Genomic DNA, 21292 nt, shown 5'->3' with positions numbered 1-21292 from the left:
TACCAGATATTAAGGAAGTGCGAGAAAAAACTGGTTTAAGTCAAAGCGAATTTGCAGCACGTCTCCACATTAGCCATCGTACTCTGCAAAACTGGGAACAAGGCCGACGCTATCCAACAGGACCAGCTGCAACATTGATTCGAATTTTAGATACACATCCTAATCTTATTTAAAAAATTCATTAAAAATGGGAGCTTAGCTCCCATTTTTTGACTTCGTATAACGTGTATTATTTTAATTTTCTAATTAGAATTGTAACCAAATTTCCTTGTTAATAACGTATCTTTCCACCAATTCTCTCTACCTAATATAACTTTATCATCTGTTGTCGATTTAAAAATATCTAATATCGAATATCTAAAGTTACTTTCAATGTGTTCCTTCGAAAGCTGCTTTAGTTGAACATTCCCACCATGTCTACTTTTAACATAATTTTGCCATCTATTAAGCAACATATTCTCAGCATATGCCGAACCAACATACTTTTTCCCATTCGAAATATCAGTGATTAAATACACTGCTTTTTGATTTTGTAGTGCAGTCTTCCACGACTCTTTATCAATTACTCGTGTTAATTCTTGCCATGAGACATTCACACTTTCATATCCAGGGAAAAGATCATTATCAAAAACATCAGGCAATATTTGATGAATTTCACAATCATTAATGATCGTTAGAGCATTCCGTATTAGTGTCTGTGATGAATTTTTATACTTAACAATAATTCGTCCAAAATACTTACGATATTGTTCTAAAACCTCAAACTCATAGCCTACATCATTGAACTTATTCAGATCCTTTGTAATTTTCCCAACATGAATCAATAACCATAAATCTTCATTTGGTTTGATTCGGATAAGCCCTATAGTTGTTTGACCATCTTTATATGATTTTTTGGAACTATAGTTCCAATAATGCCCCTTCAGAATCTCATCCATATTCCCATCTTTAAATACTTCTATTGGATTCCAATTTCCACCAAACATAACATTCAGTCTAATTTTTACATTATCTAAGTTTTTGATTTGTAAAATATCATTTAACATGACTTTATGCTTTGTATTCACTAATACAGCTAATTTTTCTAATGCCACTAAAACTAATCCTGAACGTAAACTATGAGAGAGAGTACCCTCTATAAAACGTTCATTACGAATAACCGAAGTTAAAAAAGCTAGGATTTTATTTTGATCAAAAGTAGCGATTATATCTTCACTTATCTCTACGTATTTTGATAAAACTTCTTGATAATTGAAAACCATCTTATCTTTCATTGCTTCAATGAAACGACTTTCAATTTTTTCTATAGGTAAGCTCTGATCTAATTTTAACTCTTCTAAATCACTTATTAATTGCAATAAAGATGTATATGTAGTCATAATCGTTTTTTCAATGTAACTAATTTTTAATAATTTATAATAAAAACAACAATATATCAGTTCAATTAATAGCCAAAACTTACATATACGTCAGAATATGTCGTTATCCATAAGATGGATTACACTTCCCCCATTTAACATAATAGAGCTTATACGAAATGCTTTTTAAAATATCCTTGTTTTTCATGTAGTTAAAATTTTTTCACCCCCCTGAAAAACAACAAAAAACCGACTTGGAAACAAGTCGGTTTCTTTTTGAGCAATTTTGATACTTCTTGCCAATAAAATTGATTAATATTTAATCAATTTGTCATTTTTCTCTGTGTTATCAAGACAGCGCTGGCTTAAATTATCCCCAATTTCTGAGGACAAGTTTAAGGATAAATAGTGGTTATTTTTGTATATCCCGATGCACATCGATTAGAGTAGTTTTATAGTTAAACAAATGAATATGGATTTTGTTTTAAATTATTAGATAATGGTCCCTATAAGAACCAAAGAACTTTATATCATGTTTAAAACATTACTATTTTCCATCTTATCTTTCTTTATTTTAACTGGTTGTACTCAAGCCAAGAATGTTGATTCTAGAGTATATGAATGTGTATCAGGCAGTACAGAACATACTAAGCGTTGTGAATTAAAAAATTATAAAAACAAATATTTAAATGAAGAAGTAAAATACTATTTTCAACAAGTTGGAAAAGGTAAGTTTGAAAAAGAGGTGCGAGAATATGCGAAGAACTATGTTCAGGCATCTGAAGAATATTGTGCTATGCATACAAGTTTCGCATTTGTAGATATTCCTCAAGACAAAAATAAAATTTATGAAGAAACAGCTTCTTGTTTACAAGATCAATATGTGCAATTAGGTAAAAACTTACATTCTATGACAGATAGGGCGACTCAGACCATTATTCAGAGAATTACTAAATCACCCTAGATAGTGAAGATTATTGCAGCATCGCAAATCGGTTTTTGTAGGTCATTTGAAGACCTGCTATGGCAGCTTGCCCTGCATCTCCAATTCGTCCATCAATATCTCCTGAGTCACGGACTTTGAAATATTTCATACGGGCATCATTTTTAGCATGCTCATAAGCCTTTCCTGCTTGATCCATTCCTATATCTTCAATGGTTCCTCTAGCATCAGGCTTTTTCCAATCTCCACCAAAAACGGCTTCGAAAATATATTGGAGTACTGAAAGTCCACCTTCATCCGCATTTATGAGTTTCCAATACATCTCAGTAGCTAGTTTTCGATGTTCTAGAGTTACAGGATTAACTTTTTGTTTAAAGCATCTGTAGAACAAAAGATTGGCCTCATGTCCTGTCAAAAGAATATCATCTTCTGTAAGTTGAGGGGGCTTAGATGGTACTTTACTAAAGTTATTACTTAATTCTGGTTGTGATATTGGAATATAACTAGGACTAGATGAGGTTGAATTACTAGAACTTCCTCCATTTGCACTTCCTGTACCATTACTACGAACAGCTAAATTCTGTTGTGGTAGAAAGGTTGCTCCACAAGAGGTGAAATCGCCTGCCATAATTATTGTTTTAGAACCAACCGTTAAGAAGCCCTTGCCTGATGATATAGCGGACACAGTAGTTCGACATTTAGGACAAAAGTGCTTCATTCCTTCTAGATGTACAGCTTTACCTTCTACCAAAAATGTAGGATCAGCTTCAGAAACAATACCACCATGGCTAGTCTTACAACCTATTGTTATTAGTGCTTTCATTTATTGTTCTTAAGTTTTCGAGTAAAAGTATAATTATAACCTCTTATGTAACCCTTATGAAAAGGTTACCAATGACATATAACTTCGTATAAGAGATTTTATGTTAAATACTTGTCGAGTTTGTGGATATACGGATGCAATTTCTTTCCCTTGGGGGAAAGATGGTAAAACACCATCTTTTGAAATTTGTGAATGTTGTAATGTTGAATTTGGTTATGAAGATTGCCAGTTAAGTTCAATTCGTAGGTACAGACAAAAGTGGTTACTATCAGAAAAGTTTAATTCTGATAGTAACCATTATAAAAATCAGCTCAAAAATATCGATCAAAAGTATCAATAATTTTGTTTATAACAATGCAATTTCGCATAATCGCCATTATGTTAAATGGAACCTTCTTTAGTTGAATATTCATACTTTCAATGGAGCAAAACTTGCAGAATCTTGTCTAATTTGTAATCCTTGCAGCCAAGGGTGTCTAGCTGAGCTAAGGCAGGTATTTGTTGTAGTCGGGCCGCTATAATATTGATAAAGAGCGCCTGTATGTTTAATTTCAAGATTTTTAATAAAGTCTCTACGGAAGTGTTGACGATAAAAAATGACCTTCAGCTTAATTCTGAAATTCAACTTATAACAAAATATAAGACCTCTACTTCTGAAGATTATAAAAAAGCAATTATTTTGATCTTTAAAGAACGTAGTTATTCAGCTTTAGAGATTGGTCAACTATTGGAAAATTAAAGTAAAAGATTTATTCTGATCAGATAGGCACCCTTATTTAAAGGTGCCTATTCATTTTAGAAATTCTTAAATTTCAATCTGACTACCTAGCTCTATCACCCGGTTAGAAGGGATTTTATAAAAATCACTGACAGGGCTGGTATTTTTTTGCATTGCGACAAATAACTTTTCACGCCATGTAGACATTTTGCTGGACAGACTTGGAATTAATCTTTCTCTAGAAACAAAGAAGCTGATATTCATTAAGTCATACTCAAGATCCAGTACTGAAAAAGCTTGTTTCAATGAATGAGGCACATTAGGCTCTTCTTTAAATCCATAATGGATCGTTATTCTGAAAAAACCATTCTCTAGTACTTCAGTAACGATTCGCTTAGCTTCATCAACATACGGGATTTCAGAAGTCTTGATTGTCACCAAAAAATTACGTTCATGCAGAACTTTATTATGCTTTAAATTATGTAAAAGCGCATGGGGTACGACTTGAGGCGTTCCAGTTAAAAATACGGCATTTCCACTCACTTTCTGACCTGTCTGTTCAATGTGCTCAAGAAACACATTCAGTGGAAGCGTGTCCTTCTGCAGTTTGTCCTGAAGAATCTCTCTGCCTTTTTTCCAGGTCATCATGAGGGTAAAAACAATAACCGCAATAACGACTGGTACCCAGCCTCCAATCAGTACTTTTAATAGGTTTGAACTCAGCAAAACCAGATCAATAAAGGCGAATGGAATAATGAACAGTAAGACTTTCCATGTTTTCCATTTCCAGTAACTATAAGCCAGAAAAGCTACTAACAGTGTGTCACAGAACATGGTCACAGTGACGGCCAGACCATAAGCACCTGCCAACTTGCTGCTACTTTCAAATATTAAGATCAAGATGGTGATAGAGATAAACAGGAGCCAGTTCAGTAATGGAATATAAATTTGTCCAATTTCCGAAGCGGAGGTATGTAAAACTGTAAGCCTAGGTAGATATCCCAACTGTATTGCCTGTTTAGCCATAGAGAATACCCCACTGATTAAAGCCTGTGAGGCAATCACTGCAGCTGCAGTAGCCAGAATAATCATAGGATATAGAAGGGCTGAAGGCAGAAGCAGGTAAAAAGGATTGGTGATAGCCGAAGGATCTCTTAACAGTAATGCTCCTTGTCCAGCATAATTCAGCATCAGACATGGCAGTACAATTAAAAACCAGCCTAACTTGATCGGTAAAATACCAAAATGTCCCATATCCGCATATAAGGCTTCACCACCTGTTACTGTTAAAACCACAGCTCCCATCACAAAAAATGAAATAAGAGGATTGTTAATAACGAATAAAAAAGCCCAGTGTGGGCTGAATAATGCAAGAACAAATGGACTTTGAATAATACTCATAATGCCAATGGCACCAATAGATAGGAACCATAACAGGGTAATAGGACCAAAAAACTTCCCCATCATTGCAGTCCCATGTTTTTGAACGGCAAAGAGAGCTATAAGAATTCCAATACTGATTGGAATAATGAAGCGATCAAATGACGGGGCAGCAACAGAAAGTCCCTCAACTGCAGATAAAACAGAAATAGCAGGGGTGATGATACCGTCACCGAAGAATAAGGATGCTCCAATGAAACCTAAGATAATGATTGCCAGTCTTTTTCCACGGGACAATCCTTTTTGCCTAAGGTTTAAGGCGAGTAATGCCATGATACCCCCTTCACCATTGTTATCAGCTCTCATGATCACCAAAACATATTTAAGCGAAACAATTAAGGTAATGGTCCAAAAGATTAAAGAGAGAATTCCCAGGATATTAAGTTCATTAATAGGTAGCCCGCGTGTCGCATGAAAGCTTTCTTTTAATGCATATAATGGACTCGTTCCTATATCGCCGAATACTACTCCTAGTGCAGCCAGTGTTAATGCTGGTACTGCCGGCTTACTCACATTACTTTGCATATATTTGATTTACAAAATTGGGGAGCCTCGAATTTTATCATCTGGCTTCTCATGAAATTGCCTTGTACATAAAAACCCATACTTTCTTAGAGTGTTATAGTTTTTCTAGCTAAGCCTGCACTATATAGGTGCTATTTCACTTACAAGTAATCCAAAAATATATGATTCTTTAATAGATAATTTTAAGTTTTTTCTAAAATTAACATAATACGCGTTATACGAAAGGCCCTATTTACGGGCCTTTTAATCATCTGATTAACCTAAAATCTCTTATACGAAATTCAAATCCGTCCCAACTACGGTCGAATCTCTTTCAACTCACGTTGAATAAAATGCTGAATCATATCGCGGTATAAACGTTCCACAATATCTGCATTTACACCGTGCTCTGTGGCTTGTAGACGAATTTTACTTATTACCGCTTCGACACGCTCTGGTGATTGAACATCCTGTACTGAACGCTTAAAACGCACCGCTTGATCGACATAAAACTGACGTGCAGCAATGAGCTCAATAATCCCCTGATCAATCACATCAATCTGTGCGCGGGCTTGCTCTAATGACTCAACTTTTTCTTTCTTCATCTTCTCTGGCTTCACTTTCAGCGGTGTTTTCACTTTTATACTTCTCTTCTAACACATTACTGAAAATACTTTCAATCATCCATACGCGGTATAAGCTATTAAATACATAGCTTTGACCTGCAATACGTAATTCTAAAACAGGAAAATCAGGCTGTGACTTCATCTCACAGTGCATATCATTTTCTTTTAATTTTTCAGCAATATCGTCAGTAGTCAGTTCAGAAATCTCTAACTCATACTGTAAAGCCTGAAAATGTGCTTTGAAGGATAAATCACGCCCTTTGGTCCATACGGCTTCCAAAATGCGATACATCACCTCAATACGCTGCTCTTCGGGCGCACTGTAGTAAAGCTGTGACATAGCTAATGTCGCAGCTTCTGTAGGCCGGCAAAATGGCGTGAACTTAACTTCGGTCCGTTTAGACAGACGTGTTGCCAAACTCCAGTCAAACAGATCACGACCGTGATACGACAATGGATACACATTCAGCTGAATATTATAATAGTCCGCCAATTCCTCACGAATATAAGCCAACAGTAACCATGAAATCGGATCTTCCATCGCGATGTAGAGATCAAGCTCAGGATCGAGTCCCTGAATTTCATTCAACTCTTCTGCATCACTGATCAGGTGCTCACGCCATTCAATATGATTGATCATAAAGATCGGGTTATCTGTCAGGAGTTTTTGTTGTTTTAAACGGCGTGTTAAACGCAGTAAATCATCTACAGCATGGTACTTACGTTCGCCAAACTCAAAATACCCCGTCAAAATTGGTAAGTCAGAAAAAATCCGTTCTGGAAAATCTTGCGCTTTATGATGACGGCTGGCCATCGCGTACAGTGTTCTCAGCTTGCCATACTGTTTTTGCCACAGCATGTGGAATACATCTTCAAGTAAATAAAGAAAATCTTGGCCGCGTAATGGAGTATTTTTTAGAATAATTTCGGCTTGTTCTAAAGCTTCAGCGGTCGGTTGTTCAGGTGCTTCATGAAAACTAAAACGATGCTGCCGCGCTAAAATTTGAGCATCATTCAGACAATATCGTTGCCATTCTATCGATGACATTTGATTAGGAGGTTCTGCACTCTGACGACAAATAATCACTTTTAGTGGTTTAATTTCATCACTGAGAATTTCTTCTAATTGAGGCAGTTGCTGCGCAGCCAAATAGCTATAGACATCATCCAGTCGAAGATAAACACTCAGACCTTGTTCCGTGGGTAACACCGCTTGTCGGGTCGGTTTCTGATAAAACCAACTCGATCGGATTGGATCGAACCAACGGCGTAACAGTGACATGCGTTTTTGCCTCAAAATGATGAATTGTGCCGAGCACTGCCAGCACATGCTTAAAATTCAACTTCTATTATGAAGCTGTTTTAAATGAGATATAAGCCTTGTGCAAAACTTATATCAATTCAGGGCTGAATGTTCAATGTTTAACAATGGATTAGACGTCTAGATTTAGGTCAGTCACCGCACCTTTTTCCGCACCAGTGGTCAACTTGGCAAATTTAGCCAAAGCGCCGTGGGTATAGTTTGGTTTCGGTTTGACCCAGGCCGCGCGACGTGCAGCAATTTCATCCTCAGCCACATGCCAAGTCATTTCACGGGTTTCAGCGTTAATTGAAATTTTATCGCCGTTTTTAACCAAGCCAATTGGGCCTCCTTCATAGGCTTCTGGTGTCACATGCCCAATCACAAAACCATGGCTGCCGCCCGAGAAACGCCCATCAGTCAACAGTGCAACAGATTGGCCTAGACCTTTACCAATAATCGCTGAAGTCGGTTTTAACATTTCCGGCATACCCGGCCCGCCTTTCGGCCCAACACCGCGGATCACCACCACTTCACCTTCTTGTACTTCGCCATCTAAAATACCACGCATGGCACCCTGCTCACCCTCAAATACCCGCGCAGGCCCTTCAAAATACAGCCCTTCTTTACCGGTAATTTTAGCCACTGCACCTGTCGGTGACAGATTGCCTTTTAGCACCACTAAGTGCGAATCCTTTTTGATCGGTGCATCAAATGGCAGAATAATTTGCTGACCTTCAGGATAATCCTCTACCTCGGCTAAGTTTTCCGCCAAAGTTTTACCCGTAACGGTCAGGCAAGAGCCATCGAGCATACCTGCATCCAGCATGCGCTTCATTAGCGGTTGAATGCCGCCAATGGCAATCAGTTCCGACATTAAATATTGACCCGATGGACGCACATCGGCCACCACAGGTATGTCTTTGCCAATGCGCACAAAATCGTCCAAAGACAGTTCCACACCTGCGGTATGCGCCATAGCAATCAAATGCAGTACGCCATTGGTTGACCCGCCTAAAGCAATCAGCACTTTAATCGAGTTTTCAAAAGCGGCTTTGGTCATAATGTCGCGCGGCTTAATATCGAGACGCAGCAGGTTCATCACGGCTTCACCTGCGCGTTGGCAATCTTCAATTTTATCTGCTGAAACTGCTTCCTGCGCCGATGAACCTGGCAAGCTCATGCCTAAGGCTTCAATCGCTGAAGCCATCGAATTGGCCGTATACATACCGCCGCACGAACCCGGCCCCGGCAGCGCGACTTCTTCAATCTGCTTCACTTGAATTTCATTAATCTCGCCTTTGGCATGCTGGCCTACCGCCTCAAATACCGAGATCATGTCGGTATGACCTGCTCCGGGTTTAATGGTGCCGCCATAAATAAATAGGCCCGGACGATTTAAACGTGCCAAGCCCATAATGCAGCCCGGCATGTTCTTGTCGCAGCCGCCTATAGCAATCACCCCATCATAGGCCTGACAGCCCACCACAGCTTCTATAGAGTCGGCAATGATTTCCCGCGACAGCAGAGAATATTTCATGCCTTCTGTACCGTTGGAAATGCCGTCAGAAATAGTAATGGTATTGAAAATAATACCTTTTCCACCTGCAGCATTGACCCCGTTTTCAGCTTCACGCGCCAATCCATCAATATGCATATTACACGGCGTGACATTGGCCCAAGTCGAGGCAATACCTATAAATGGGCGCTTAAAGTCGGCATCTTGGAAGCCTGTTGCACGCATCATGGAACGTGCAGGCGCATTTTCGATACCTTCATAAACAGGAGCGGAATGTTCGCGAATATTATTTTTACTCATTGTTCTTCCTTGGCGATGGCTGATTTTGGCTTCAGCCTTGGCGGATTCTTTTAAATTTATTGTATAGAAAGCGCTCAGCATGTAAAAGAAATTAGATCTCAAAAAAAGTTTTTAGTGTATTCAACACTTTTCAATCACATGGCAAAGCTATATAAGGCGTATGAGAAGATTTGAATAAAGGGAGGATTTTCACTTGAATCCTCTCCCTAGCCCTCTCCTTTAAAAAGTAAGGGAATGCCTACAAAAAGCCATATATTTTACAGCTACTATCCAAGGCTGTGATCTTTGGTTCTATTTTCAATCAGATCAAGAGTTTTAAAATAAATAATAATTGCTCATTATTTCATTAAAAAGCTGGTTATAACGGAGTCTTATCTCTATCAAAGCAAATTTTCGGAGCTCGTATGTTACTTTTGTTTTGGCAAAAGTAACCAAAACCATTTGTCATCCGCAAAACTCGGCAACTGATTGCAACTAAAAAATGATCGCAGAAACATTCACTTTTAAATTACCGTTTGCCTCAAACAGTTGCGGATGACGTTTCCTCGTATCCATTGCAAGTTATGTAGATGCAAATTTAAAAAGCACCCCATTTGGAGTGCTTTTTATTTAAAAATCTAAAGCTTAGATTTCACGTACTGCGCCTTTCGCTGCACTTGTGGTATGCATTGCATACGCTTTCAATGCTTTCGAAATTTTACGCGGACGCTCTTCAACTGGATGCCAGCCTTTTGCTTCTTGCGCTGCACGGCGAGCGGCCATGGTTGCTTCATCAACAGCTAAGTTGATGGTACGGTTTGGAATATCAATTTCGATTAAATCGCCATCTTCCACCAAACCAATTGCACCACCTTCTGCTGCTTCAGGTGAAACGTGACCAATAGACAGGCCTGACGAACCGCCAGAGAAACGACCGTCAGTCAATAACGCACATTCTTTGCCTAGACCTTTCGATTTCAGGTAGCTGGTTGGGTACAACATTTCTTGCATACCCGGACCACCACGTGGGCCTTCATAGCGAATCACAACCACATCACCGGCTTTGATTTCATTACCCAAGATCGCCTCTACTGCTGAATCTTGGCTTTCAAACACACGTGCAGTACCGTTGAATTTCAAGATTGAATCATCTACACCCGCAGTTTTTACGATACAACCATCGAGCGCAATGTTGCCGTAAAGCACAGCTAAGCCACCATCTTTCGAGAACGCATGTTCAGCATTACGGATCACGCCATTTTCACGGTCACCATCTAGTCGTTGGTAATATCGATCTTGTGAGAATGCAGTTTGCGTTGGTACACCGCCCGGCGCTGAACGGAAGAATTGGTAAACGTCTTCATTTTCAGTACGGATAATGTCCCATTTATCTAAAGCATCTTTTAAGCTTGCTTCGTGAACAGTACCCACAGATGTGTCCAATAAGCCTGCACGGTCTAATTCACCGAGAATGGACATGATACCGCCAGCACGGTGTACATCTTCCATATGTACGTCGTTTTTCGCAGGTGCAACTTTACAGAGTACAGGCACTTTGCGAGACAAACGGTCAATGTCGTCCATCGTGAAATCAACGCCAGCTTCATTGGCTGCAGCCAACAAGTGTAAAACGGTATTGGTTGAACCACCCATCGCGATGTCTAAAGTCATGGCATTTTCATACGATGCTTTGGTTACCATTTCACGTGGCAATACGCTGTAATCATCTTGTTCATAATGACGTTTAGCCAATTCAACAATTAAAGAGCCTGCGCGTTCGAATAATTTTTTACGGTTTGCATGTGTTGCCAGTGTAGAACCGTTACCCGGTAAAGACAGACCCAATGCTTCTGTTAAGCAGTTCATTGAGTTTGCGGTGAACATACCTGAGCATGAACCGCAAGTTGGGCATGCAGAACGTTCGTATTCAGCAACTTCTTCATCGGTATAGTTGTCATCTGCAGCTACAATCATGGCATCAATTAAGTCGATCGCTTTGTCGTTGCCACGGATTTTAACTTTACCCGCTTCCATTGGACCGCCCGAGACAAATACCACTGGAATGTTCAAGCGCATTGCCGCCATCAACATCCCTGGGGTAATTTTGTCACAGTTGGAAATACATACCATGGCATCGGCACAGTGCGCGCTCACCATGTATTCTACTGAGTCTGCGATCAAGTCACGTGAAGGCAATGAATACAGCATGCCGTCATGGCCCATCGCAATACCGTCATCGACTGCGATGGTGTTAAATTCTTTAGCAACACCGCCTGCTTGCTCAATTTGACGCGCCACAAGTTGACCAAGGTCTTTAAGATGAACGTGACCCGGTACAAATTGGGTAAATGAGTTCACGACAGCAATAATTGGTTTACCGAAGTCTTCATCTTTCATACCAGTTGCACGCCATAAGCCGCGCGCACCCGCCATATTTCTTCCGTGTGTCGATGTTTTTGAACGATAGTCAGGCATTTTATATTTCCAACAAAGTTTGAGCTTGAAATGAACCCTGCAGATTCACTCTGGCTAAATCATACTGACAATGATGTAAAATCAGTCGAATTTTAAACCTATCATACACCAAGCCATTGTTTTTAAAGATGGCTTTTTAAGCTGAGATTTGGGCAGATGGGTCTATAAATAAAACCGAGTGATTTGACGACAAAAATCTTTTAACTGAAATCTACTATACCGCCATCAAAGGCTGCACAATACAAAACTTTCATGAATAATTTTTAAATTTTATATAAATATAATTTATTTAAAAATTGCAAATTTGCGATTTTGGGTTATGAAATCATTGAGCTTGGACAGCTTCAAAGTTGCAAAAATCAATTTCTAATGTTCTAAATTACGCATTAATCATTTGCTATAATCCACATATTCAACACAGATTCGGTTCATTCATTTTGAAAATCATCTTTGCCGGTACGCCAGAATTTGCCGCAACAGCACTAGCTGCTTTGCTCAACACACAACATGAAATTGTTGCGGTATACACTCAACCTGACCGCAAAGCTGGACGTGGACAAAAACTCACAGCTTCTGCCGTAAAGCAATTGGCTTTAGAGCACCATATTCCTGTTTACCAACCCCTTCATTTCAAATCATCGACTGAAGAAGGTTTAGCCGCACAAGCGGAATTAAAAGCCTTAAATGCCGATGTTATGGTGGTTGCAGCCTATGGTTTGATCTTGCCGCAAGTGGTGCTAGATACCCCGAAATATGGCTGCCTGAATATTCATGGCTCATTGCTGCCACGTTGGCGTGGTGCAGCACCGATTCAACGTGCCATCGCAACAGGTGATATTGAAACAGGTGTCACCATTATGAAAATGGCAGCCGGACTCGATACAGGCGACATGATGTATAAAACCATCTGCCCGATTGAAGCAACGGATACCTCTGCAACTTTGCATGACAAACTTGCAGAGCAAGGTGCAACTGCAATTGCTGCCGTTTTAGACACTGAACAAACATTGCAGCAATATTTAGACAGCCGTGAAGTCCAAGACGAAGCATTAACAGTTTATGCACATAAGCTTTCAAAAGCCGAAGCAAAAATTGATTGGTCCATCGATGCCGTACAAATCGATCGTAACATTCGCGCCTTTAATCCGTGGCCGGTAGCCTTTATTCAGTTGGATGAACAAAACAACTTACGTGTTTGGCATTCTGAACTTTCTGCTGTGTCTGCACCGAACGCTCAAGCAGGTGAAATCATTGCCATCGATAAAAAAGGCATACACGTTGCCTGTGCCAATGACAGCGTGATTATTTTGACTTCTTTGCAATGGCCGGGTGCTAAACCACTCAACCCTGTACAAATTTTACAAACCCAAAAATTGACTATTGGACAAATTTTATAATGAAGCAATCTCCCAACGCCTCGACCCGAGACCTTAATTTACGTGCTCAGGTAGTGAAGACGTTATTGGCTGTCCAAAATGGTCAATCGCTGCAATCTGTCCTCGCGCAGCAAATGAATATCGTGTCAGATAAAGACCGTGCGTTATTCCATGAATTGGTGCTCGGTTGTTTACGTCAATGGTATGCATTGAAACAATTGACTTTACCATTACTGTCTAAACCGGTAGATAACCAAGTGGTTGAAACCTGTTTATACCTTGGTTTGTACCAATTGTTGTGTACCCGTGTCGCAGCTCATGCTGCAATTTCTGAAACGGTGGAAGCTGCAAAACAATTGGGTATGGGAAGTTTAAGTGGCTTAATCAACGCAATTTTGCGCCGTGCAACACGTGAAACAGAACAGTTCTACGACGTGCTTGAACAAGCCACAAATCTACCAAGTTGGTTAACCAAACGCCTGAAAAAAGACTGGGGCGAACAATTTGACGAGCTCAGCTATGAGCTTAAGCAAATTGCACCACTGACGTTACGTGTCAATACACGCCAAGTGAGCCGTGATGAATACCTTGATATTTTGGAAGATGAAGGCATCGATGCACATCGTTGTGAACTGTCTGATGTCGGTATTGTGATGGACGAAAGCCTACATATTCCAAGCTTACCGGGCTTTGAAGCAGGTGGTTTTTCGGTACAAGATGAACATGCTCAACTGTGTGCAACACTATTACCAAATCTCGATGGTAAATTTGTGATTGATGCTTGTGCTGCACCGGGTGGTAAAACCGCACACATTTTAGAGACTTTCCAACCGAAGAAACTCATTGCACTGGATCAAGATGAAAAGCGTCTGAAACGCGTGGTTGAAAACCTTGATCGTTTGGATCTCGATGGTAAACATGTTGAAATTCAAACTGCCGATGCCATCACCTATACTGCTCCTGAACTTGCTGATTGTATCGTGCTCGATGCCCCATGTGCTGCTGTCGGTGTAATGCGTCGTCATCCTGATATACGTTTACTACGTCAATCGGGCGACATTGCAAAAACTGTAGTGTTACAAAAACAAATTTTGGAAAATATGTGGAAGCAGCTTAAAGTCGGCGGCACGCTGCTTTATATCACATGCTCGATTTTAAAAGCTGAAAATGAACAGCAAATGGTTGAGTTCTTTGCCAATCATGCCGATGCCCAAGAAATTAAAATTGAAGCGGATTGGGGTGTTGAACAAATCCATGGTCGTCAATTGTTCCCGAAAGTGGGTTATGGCGATGGCTTCTTCTACTGCCGCATTCAAAAAACAGCTTAATCTACAATAGAATTTGCTTTTTAGTACCACATAAAAAAGGAACCCTCGGGTTCCTTTTTATCAACGATGAAGCTTAATCTTCTTCATCTGGATGTTTTGCTAAATGAATCGACGCTAAGATCAAACCGCCCCAAAGTAAAACCATTGAAATGATCATCATGATTAATGCAGATGTATTCATGTTATTTCTCCTCAGGTTTTTTGTCTTTCATGCAACTAAATACAATCGCACCAAGCACAAAGAATGCAATGACCACACCAGCAACAGGCAATAACACGTCTACTGGATAACCACCATAGCCTTTAGATGCAACGTCTTTAATGGTTAAGCCTAAAGCTACTAATAATGAAAGCGGAGTAACAACCGTTAATAAGAAGTTCCAACCAAAGCCCAATTTGATACTTGAATATTGATTCACATGATTACGTAATTGCGCAAGCAATGGACGACGGAACCAAGACACCAAGATAATTGAGAACAAACCACCCGCCACGATACCAATGTTATTAGCAAAGTAGTCAATGATGTCAACGAAAGTAATTGCACTGTGGGTTGAGAAAATTAAGGTTGATACAATGGCAGAACCACCTGCCACAATCGTTACAGCTTTTTTACGTGACCAGCCGAATTTATCTTGGAACGACGCAATTGGCACTTCCAAAATACTCACCATTGAGGTGATCCCTGCTACAGCCAGTGACGAGAAGAACAAGAAACCAAATAAATCGCCGCCAGCACCTAAGCTCGAAATGATTTTCGGGAAAGCAATAAACGCAAGACCAATACCGCCTGAAACCACTTCATTTACAGGTACGCCCGCACTATGTGCCATAAAGCCCAATGCCGCAAAAATACCAATACCCGCTAAAATTTCAAATGATGAGTTGGCTAATGCAACGACTACACCTGAACCGGTCAAGTTGGTTTTTGCTTTTAAGTAAGACGCATAGGTCAACATAATCCCGAAACCAATCGATAACGAGAAGAAGATATGACCAAAGGCTGCTAACCATACTTTATAGTCAGTCATCGCATCCCAGTTTGGCGTAAAGAATGCATTTAAACCTTCTGTAGCACCCGGTAAACGCACTGCTTGAATCACCAAAATCGAGAACAAAATCACCAACAATGGAATAAAGATTTTATTCGAAAGCTCTACACCCTTCTTCACACCACCATATAAAATGAACATGGTAATCGCCCAAACAATCACCAATCCAAAAAATAAGGTCGGTACAAAACCAAAGGCAATTCCATCGGCATTTTGCAAGTAGGTATTAAAGAAGAAGCCTTGCGTATCTTCACCCCATTTTTGACCGATTGAGTAGAAAATATAACTGCCGGCCCATGACAATACGCTGGCATAGTAGATCCCGATGATGAGTGTCACCATCACTTGCCACCAGCCTAATGCCTCACTGTTCATAAGTTTTTTATATGCAGTAGGCGGTGCTTTTCGGAATTTATGCCCCACTGCATAATCTAAGAATAATAAAGGCAAACCCGCTGCAAAAATTGCAATTAAATAGGGAATTAAAAATGCACCGCCACCATTTTCATATGCCACGTAAGGGAAACGCCAAATGTTTCCCAAACCTACAGCGGAACCAATAGCGGCAATGATAAATCCTGATCGTGCCGACCAGTTTTCACGATTATCTGACATAGAACACCTAAACCTCAGGCATCTTTAACTGCTGCTTGTTATGGTTATATCGCGAGCAAAAAAAGAACCATAAAAATAAAATTCTGGGTGTTTGATCTGGTGAGATACCTTGTGAGCGTCTATACCAAATTGCAAACAGAAAAATTACATGCGCATTTTGGTTAAAAACACCACAAATAACTTTCCCTTTGTATGAATTAACAATACTCACTTTTTTTAAGTTTTTCTGTAATTTCTACGGCAAATATTCCATTTTTATAATGTGTTTAGGCTTAAATGTTCATTTAATCAGCTTATTTTTCATACAATTTAAGTTATCAATAATATAACTTTTAGGAATATTTTATTTCCAATTAAATTTTTAAAGTTATTTCACTCGATAATGTCCGGTAATTTGATAAGCATACAAAAGATCTTCTTCCTGTGTGCCCTCTCCAATATTATGAATGATGAGCGGAACATCGCTAGCTTTCACTTTACGATCTGAAACCACGCCAATATGCACTAAACCCCGTCCTAAGTCCCAAGTGACAATATCACCTGCCAAATATTGCTTATCTTTGACTACATAGCCCTGACGTTGCATCCAGGTTTGAATATTGGGAACACGCCGATGATCAATATTTTTATCTGTTCCTTTTAAGCCCCATTTTTGTGGATACTGCTTAAAATTGGCTTTCATATCTTCATGAATGGCTTGTTGTAAATCAATCCCTTGCTGTCGCAATGCACGAATTATTACATCGGTACAAACACCCTTGATTAAAGGGACATCTCCCATCGGATAACGCAGTGCAGTATACGCAGGATCATAATATAAGGTTTTCCCAATTTGACTGCGTGCATCCGTCACCATTTGAGTGGCATTAAATGCAAAGACAGCCATATTCACGGTCATCAAACTGACCAATAATATAATTCGTTTCATTTTTTCTTATTCACTTTAGATTTTTTGAAATGATTCAAAAACTGGGCTTTGAACAGATCCATACTGAACCAAGCCCAAGTTTAAACTGCTACAGTTTTATCGCCAATACGCGTTCTTCTTGCATATCTCGAATGGCAGACTGAATTCCTTCTCGGCCTAAGCCAGAATCTTTTACGCCACCATATGGCATGTTATCAACACGGAAAGATGGAATGTCATTAATAATCACTCCACCGACCTCTAAGTGATTCCACGCATACAACATTTTATTCAAATTTTGCGTATAGATGCCCGCCTGTAAACCAAAACGGCTGCTATTAATTTTGGCGATACCTTTTTCAAAGTTTTTGTATTTCTCTAAAATCGCTACAGGGCCAAAGATTTCATCTTTATACACTTCTAGCGATTCATCGACATTTTCTAATAAAATTGGATCAAGCAAAGCCCCCTGATGTTCACCACGAACCAATGCTTTGGCACCTTTTTTTACTGCTTTATCGACCCATTTATGTACGCGTGTTGCTTCAGCTTCCTTAATCATTGGACCGACCATGGTACTTTCCAAATGAGGATCAGCGGCTTTAAGCTGCTTCATTCTCGCCACGAGTTTTTTCTTCACATCGGCATAGATATCAGCATGCACCAAGATGCGTTGTACGCTGATACACACCTGCCCTGCATGGTTATACGCCCCACCGACTAAGCGTTCAATAAATGCCGCTGAAATTTCAGTATCAGGCTCAACCAATACCGCAGCATTACCGCCAAGTTCTAAAGTCACTTTTTTACGTCCCGCACGCGCTTTCATATCCCAACCAACCACATCTGAACCGGTAAAGCTGAGCAGTTTAAATCGGTCATCTGTGACCAAGACATCTGCATGTTCACGTGGACAAGGTAAAACTGAAAAAGCACCTTTAGGTAAATCCGTTTCTGCCAAAACTTCCGCAATTTTTAAAGCTGAAATAGGCGTCAAACTTGCAGGCTTCAAAACAAATGGACAGCCTGCGGCAATGGCAGGTGCAATTTTATGCGCAGTCAGATTGATCGGAAAATTAAACGGGCTGATCAACGATACAGGACCAATTGGCACATGTTTGACCATGCCTTGATAGCCAGATGCCGCTGCGGTAACCGCCAATGGGATCATGCGACCATCATCCATCTGTGTGACAGCATCGGCAGCAATTTGAAAGGTATTGATTAAACGTTCAACTTCAGCAGCTGCGGCTTTACGCGGTTTTCCACCTTCCGCAATTAAAATTTCAGTCAATTCTGCACGCATTTCATTAAAACGTTTAACACAGTGCAGTAAGATTTTTTGTTTTTGAAAAGGTTCCAATGCCGCCATTGCAGCGCTAGATTTAACCGCTGAATCAATGGCTTTTTCAATGGTTGCAGCATCTGCGAGTGCAACGCGTGCATATACGTCTTGGGTATATTTTTGATTCACTTCTAACCACTGATCGGTAGTCGCTGCTTTACCTGCAACATAGAGCGGATAATCTTTTATATCTTGTACGGCTTTGGACATGACGATATTTCCATGATCTTGAGACATTATTGATAAATGTGAATAAATCTATGCCCTCTATCATGCGCTGACTGAGCACAGAGTTCACTATATTTAAGTAACAAAATGAACCACAAGCCTCAAACTTGATTACTTATACGCCCTGAACTTCATCCCCTATTTTCAAACCTCTGCTTGCACTGAAAAACGTATGATCGAGTCTCTATATAACGATGACATTAAATTAGAAAAGCTATCTAAAATATTAAATCTCATTATTTATCAATTTTTTAATCAATCATTTAACCTAAATTCAATGATAAAATTATGAGTACAACATAAAAAAAGCCCATCAAATGACGGGCTTTTTAAATCTATGTTTTAGCTATACGAACGCTTTGTTTTCACTGAAGCCTTATTCACATTTTCTAAAGCGGCAACCTCTTCATCCGTTTGCGCTTTGCGAATAAAGAACACTGCAATCGCTGCGATCACCACTGGAATTCCCACGGCCATAAAGTTAATTTGATGTGGCAATTCTTGTGATAATAAATAGCCGATCAGAATCGGACCAACAATCGCACCTGTACGCCCCACAGCAGATGCCCAACCAATTCCTGTCGAACGAACAGACAGCGGATAATACTGTGCAACATAGCTATAGAGTAAGATTTGAGAACCAATTGCTGATGCACCTGCGACTGCAACCAACAGGTAGATCACAGGCTGTGGAGAATTAAAGCCGAGTAAAGATAATGCCACAGCACCTGCCAGACATAATGTAATGATCACCGGTTTTAAATGGAACTTATCCGCTAAGATACCTCCCCCAATCGTACCAATTACCGCACCAATGTTCATCGCCAATAGGAACGTCAAACTGCTACCTAATGAATAACCTGCGGCCATCATTAGCTTTGGTAACCAACTACCTAATGCATAAAGGGTTAATAGACACATAAAGAAGCATAGCCAAAACAACATCGTACTTATGCCACGACCTTGCTTATACAATGCTCTAACAGACGCTCCACCCGGAACAGCAACTTCAGTCAGTTCAAGTTGAGTATTTGCAGTCACCGTTTGCTCTGGTGCAATGGTTTGAATCATCCTACGAGCTTCATCGTGACGATTCACCTTCACCAAAAATGTGAGCGATTCAGGTAAAAATTTCCAAGCAAACGGCAACAGTAACAGTGGAATACCCGCAATGAAGAACATGATTTGCCAGCCATAATCCGCAGTAAACCATGAACCAAATAGAGCGGCCATGATGCCACCCATTGCATAACCACTGAACATAGTGGTCACTAAAGTACTACGTAGATGCTTAGGTGCATATTCAGACGTCAATGCCACAAGGTTCGGTAATACTCCACCAATGCCAAGTCCAGCAATAAAACGTAAAGCACCAAATTCAGTAGGATTTGATGCAAAACCGCCTAGAAATGTGAATGTACTGAATAAAAATACACAGATCATGATGACTTTCTTACGGCCAATCTTATCAGCCAAAGTACCAAACATCATGGCACCAAACATCATCCCTGCAAGTGCTGTACTCGCAAGCATGCCCGCCTGAACAGCTGTTAATCCCCAATCTTTCATCAATAAAGGCAGCGCAACACCATTGATCGCTAAGTCATAACCATCAAATAAAATAAGAATTAGACACCACATCATGATGCTGAAATGCGATTTTGTGAACTTAGCGTTATCGACAACGCTATTCACATTCATTGTGCTTGCAGACATTGAACCTCACCTCCAATTGTGAGTTTTATTTTTCGCTACAATGCCGTTTTTCAATGTAAATTGTCCAAAATTACAAAGGTATAGATCCATACCTTTCAGATATATCCATGTTGTTTGGGAATAAAATGTCATAAAAACTCGAATATTTTTGAAATATTTATACATAAAAAAGTCGATGGACTGCGGGTCTAGTTTTTATAATGATTAATTATCAATGTGTTATTAGAAGCTAAATCACAATCAGACGATAGATTATTTGATATGAAAATTGTCAGAATAAAACTCAAATTTTATAGAAAAAAATCGCAGTTCTACGATCTAAGTCGTAGATTTCTAAATCATAAGTCATCAGCCATCACTTAAGTCGATAATTAGACATTTAAACTGTTGTTTTAGCTGACTTACATTCAGGTTTTCCGACATTTTTAAGCTGAGAATTCCCTCAATTAATGATTTTTAAATGCGTTTATTGTCTAATAATCATCCATGTTTAGATAATTCAAGCCACAATCTATCAATATTTTTATCATCTCCCTGTTTTGTGCTTCTGCTTTTCTTCTTATTTACCTTTCCCTCACGCATAAAAAAACACCCCCTGAGATATCAGGGGGTGTTTCGAATAATGAGCTGGCGATGACTTACTCTCACATGGGTAACCCCACACTACCATCAGCGCTAAGAGGTTTCACTTCTGAGTTCGGGAAGGGATCAGGTGGTTCACTCTTGCTATTGTCGCCAGC

The 21292-nt window shown here is 39.8% G+C and carries 18 protein-coding genes, 1 rRNA gene and 1 pseudogene; 6 read left to right on the top strand and 14 right to left on the bottom strand.

What is annotated here, in order from left to right:
* Nucleotides 1-173: helix-turn-helix domain-containing protein (locus FTV50_RS16055; protein WP_180025063.1), on the top strand; the 173-nt coding region annotated here is incomplete at its 5' end.
* Between the two features lie 69 nt (nucleotides 174-242).
* Here the strand turns inward: FTV50_RS16055 and FTV50_RS16050 are convergent.
* Together FTV50_RS16050 and FTV50_RS16800 are read right to left on the bottom strand one after the other, a co-directional pair.
* Nucleotides 243-1046, bottom strand: coding sequence for a GIY-YIG nuclease family protein (locus tag FTV50_RS16050; RefSeq protein ID WP_249749055.1), 804 nt, complete (start codon nucleotides 1044-1046; stop codon nucleotides 243-245).
* 27 nt (nucleotides 1047-1073) lie between these two features.
* Nucleotides 1074-1262, bottom strand: a pseudogene (locus FTV50_RS16800) (DUF6508 domain-containing protein); the annotation flags it as partial.
* 628 nt (nucleotides 1263-1890) lie between these two features.
* Between FTV50_RS16800 and FTV50_RS16045 the strand changes: the two are divergent.
* Nucleotides 1891-2322, top strand: a complete 432-nt coding sequence (locus FTV50_RS16045; RefSeq protein ID WP_180025061.1) for a hypothetical protein — start codon at nucleotides 1891-1893, stop codon at nucleotides 2320-2322.
* Between the two features lie 10 nt (nucleotides 2323-2332).
* On the opposite strand, the gene FTV50_RS16040 is transcribed toward FTV50_RS16045, so the two are convergent.
* Nucleotides 2333-3124, bottom strand: a complete 792-nt coding sequence (locus FTV50_RS16040) for a PAAR domain-containing protein (RefSeq protein ID WP_180025060.1) — start codon at nucleotides 3122-3124, stop codon at nucleotides 2333-2335.
* Nucleotides 3125-3224: 100 nt separating this feature from the next.
* Here FTV50_RS16040 and FTV50_RS16035 point away from each other — a divergent pair, with 100 nt between their 5' ends.
* Together FTV50_RS16035 and FTV50_RS16030 are read left to right on the top strand one after the other, a co-directional pair.
* Nucleotides 3225-3464: a hypothetical protein gene (locus FTV50_RS16035; protein ID WP_218949585.1), complete on the top strand. Its 240-nt coding sequence runs from the start codon at nucleotides 3225-3227 to the stop codon at nucleotides 3462-3464.
* A 201-nt stretch (nucleotides 3465-3665) separates the two neighbouring features.
* Nucleotides 3666-3863: a hypothetical protein gene (locus FTV50_RS16030; protein ID WP_180025059.1), complete on the top strand. Its 198-nt coding sequence runs from the start codon at nucleotides 3666-3668 to the stop codon at nucleotides 3861-3863.
* 66 nt (nucleotides 3864-3929) lie between these two features.
* Here the strand turns inward: FTV50_RS16030 and FTV50_RS16025 are convergent, their stop codons facing one another.
* From FTV50_RS16025 to ilvD (FTV50_RS16005), 5 genes are all read right to left on the bottom strand, one after another.
* On the bottom strand, nucleotides 3930-5807 hold the full coding sequence (locus FTV50_RS16025) for a potassium transporter Kup (protein WP_180025058.1): 1878 nt from the start codon (nucleotides 5805-5807) through the stop codon (nucleotides 3930-3932).
* A 296-nt stretch (nucleotides 5808-6103) separates the two neighbouring features.
* Nucleotides 6104-6391 carry a chorismate mutase gene (locus tag FTV50_RS16020; RefSeq protein ID WP_078191648.1) on the bottom strand — a complete coding sequence of 96 codons (288 nt, stop codon included), beginning with the start codon at nucleotides 6389-6391 and terminating at the stop codon, nucleotides 6104-6106.
* Nucleotides 6372-7694 (bottom strand): hypothetical protein, encoded by a 1323-nt coding sequence (locus FTV50_RS16015; protein ID WP_180025057.1) that lies wholly within the window; start codon nucleotides 7692-7694, stop codon nucleotides 6372-6374. The genes FTV50_RS16020 and FTV50_RS16015 overlap by 20 nt, the downstream gene beginning before the upstream one ends.
* 151 nt (nucleotides 7695-7845) lie before the next feature.
* Nucleotides 7846-9531 (bottom strand): dihydroxy-acid dehydratase, encoded by a 1686-nt coding sequence (gene ilvD, locus FTV50_RS16010; RefSeq protein ID WP_180025056.1) that lies wholly within the window; start codon nucleotides 9529-9531, stop codon nucleotides 7846-7848.
* Nucleotides 9532-10155: 624 nt separating this feature from the next.
* Nucleotides 10156-11985, bottom strand: a complete 1830-nt coding sequence (gene ilvD / locus FTV50_RS16005) for a dihydroxy-acid dehydratase (protein ID WP_111885144.1) — start codon at nucleotides 11983-11985, stop codon at nucleotides 10156-10158.
* A 437-nt stretch (nucleotides 11986-12422) separates the two neighbouring features.
* Here ilvD (FTV50_RS16005) and fmt point away from each other — a divergent pair, with 437 nt between their 5' ends.
* Nucleotides 12423-13382, top strand: coding sequence for a methionyl-tRNA formyltransferase (fmt, locus tag FTV50_RS16000; protein ID WP_180025055.1), 960 nt, complete (start codon nucleotides 12423-12425; stop codon nucleotides 13380-13382).
* Nucleotides 13382-14689 carry a 16S rRNA (cytosine(967)-C(5))-methyltransferase RsmB gene (gene rsmB / locus FTV50_RS15995; protein ID WP_180025054.1) on the top strand — a complete coding sequence of 436 codons (1308 nt, stop codon included), beginning with the start codon at nucleotides 13382-13384 and terminating at the stop codon, nucleotides 14687-14689. Before fmt ends, rsmB begins: the two co-directional genes overlap by 1 nt.
* 73 nt (nucleotides 14690-14762) lie before the next feature.
* Here rsmB and FTV50_RS15990 read toward each other — a convergent pair whose 3' ends face one another.
* The 6 genes from FTV50_RS15990 to rrf form a co-directional block, all read right to left on the bottom strand.
* On the bottom strand, nucleotides 14763-14870 hold the full coding sequence (locus FTV50_RS15990; protein WP_078194501.1) for a methionine/alanine import family NSS transporter small subunit: 108 nt from the start codon (nucleotides 14868-14870) through the stop codon (nucleotides 14763-14765).
* Nucleotide 14871: 1 nt separating this feature from the next.
* Nucleotides 14872-16356, bottom strand: coding sequence for a sodium-dependent transporter (locus FTV50_RS15985; protein ID WP_180025053.1), 1485 nt, complete (start codon nucleotides 16354-16356; stop codon nucleotides 14872-14874).
* A 367-nt stretch (nucleotides 16357-16723) separates the two neighbouring features.
* Nucleotides 16724-17284: a DUF1287 domain-containing protein gene (locus FTV50_RS15980; protein WP_180025052.1), complete on the bottom strand. Its 561-nt coding sequence runs from the start codon at nucleotides 17282-17284 to the stop codon at nucleotides 16724-16726.
* Between the two features lie 88 nt (nucleotides 17285-17372).
* Nucleotides 17373-18818 (bottom strand): aldehyde dehydrogenase family protein, encoded by a 1446-nt coding sequence (locus tag FTV50_RS15975; RefSeq protein ID WP_180025051.1) that lies wholly within the window; start codon nucleotides 18816-18818, stop codon nucleotides 17373-17375.
* Nucleotides 18819-19178: 360 nt separating this feature from the next.
* Entirely contained in the window at nucleotides 19179-20552 is a 1374-nt protein-coding gene (locus tag FTV50_RS15970; protein WP_180025050.1) for an MFS transporter, read from the bottom strand.
* A 625-nt stretch (nucleotides 20553-21177) separates the two neighbouring features.
* A 5S ribosomal RNA gene (rrf, locus tag FTV50_RS15965) occupies nucleotides 21178-21292 on the bottom strand.

The organism is Acinetobacter sp. YH1901134, assembly GCF_013416965.1.
In the GTDB taxonomy this organism is placed as follows: domain Bacteria; phylum Pseudomonadota; class Gammaproteobacteria; order Pseudomonadales; family Moraxellaceae; genus Acinetobacter; species Acinetobacter amyesii.
The sequence above is the reverse complement of the archived record's forward strand: the minus strand, read 5'-3'. Positions and strand labels throughout refer to the sequence as shown.

Coding starts and splice junctions, on each gene's coding strand:
- FTV50_RS16030 (WP_180025059.1), top strand. CDS start 3,666: ATGTTTAATTTCAAGATTTTTAATAAAGTCTCTACGGAAGTGTTGACG.
- FTV50_RS15985 (WP_180025053.1), bottom strand. CDS start 16,356: ATGTCAGATAATCGTGAAAACTGGTCGGCACGATCAGGATTTATCATT.
- FTV50_RS16040 (WP_180025060.1), bottom strand. CDS start 3,124: ATGAAAGCACTAATAACAATAGGTTGTAAGACTAGCCATGGTGGTATT.
- rsmB (WP_180025054.1), top strand. CDS start 13,382: ATGAAGCAATCTCCCAACGCCTCGACCCGAGACCTTAATTTACGTGCT.
- FTV50_RS15990 (WP_078194501.1), bottom strand. CDS start 14,870: ATGAATACATCTGCATTAATCATGATGATCATTTCAATGGTTTTACTT.
- ilvD (WP_111885144.1), bottom strand. CDS start 11,985: ATGCCTGACTATCGTTCAAAAACATCGACACACGGAAGAAATATGGCG.
- FTV50_RS15970 (WP_180025050.1), bottom strand. CDS start 20,552: ATGTCTGCAAGCACAATGAATGTGAATAGCGTTGTCGATAACGCTAAG.
- FTV50_RS15980 (WP_180025052.1), bottom strand. CDS start 17,284: ATGAAACGAATTATATTATTGGTCAGTTTGATGACCGTGAATATGGCT.
- FTV50_RS16015 (WP_180025057.1), bottom strand. CDS start 7,694: ATGTCACTGTTACGCCGTTGGTTCGATCCAATCCGATCGAGTTGGTTT.
- ilvD (WP_180025056.1), bottom strand. CDS start 9,531: ATGAGTAAAAATAATATTCGCGAACATTCCGCTCCTGTTTATGAAGGT.
- FTV50_RS16035 (WP_218949585.1), top strand. CDS start 3,225: ATGTTAAATACTTGTCGAGTTTGTGGATATACGGATGCAATTTCTTTC.
- FTV50_RS15975 (WP_180025051.1), bottom strand. CDS start 18,818: ATGTCCAAAGCCGTACAAGATATAAAAGATTATCCGCTCTATGTTGCA.
- FTV50_RS16050 (WP_249749055.1), bottom strand. CDS start 1,046: ATGTTAAATGATATTTTACAAATCAAAAACTTAGATAATGTAAAAATT.
- FTV50_RS16025 (WP_180025058.1), bottom strand. CDS start 5,807: ATGCAAAGTAATGTGAGTAAGCCGGCAGTACCAGCATTAACACTGGCT.
- FTV50_RS16020 (WP_078191648.1), bottom strand. CDS start 6,391: ATGAAGAAAGAAAAAGTTGAGTCATTAGAGCAAGCCCGCGCACAGATT.
- FTV50_RS16045 (WP_180025061.1), top strand. CDS start 1,891: ATGTTTAAAACATTACTATTTTCCATCTTATCTTTCTTTATTTTAACT.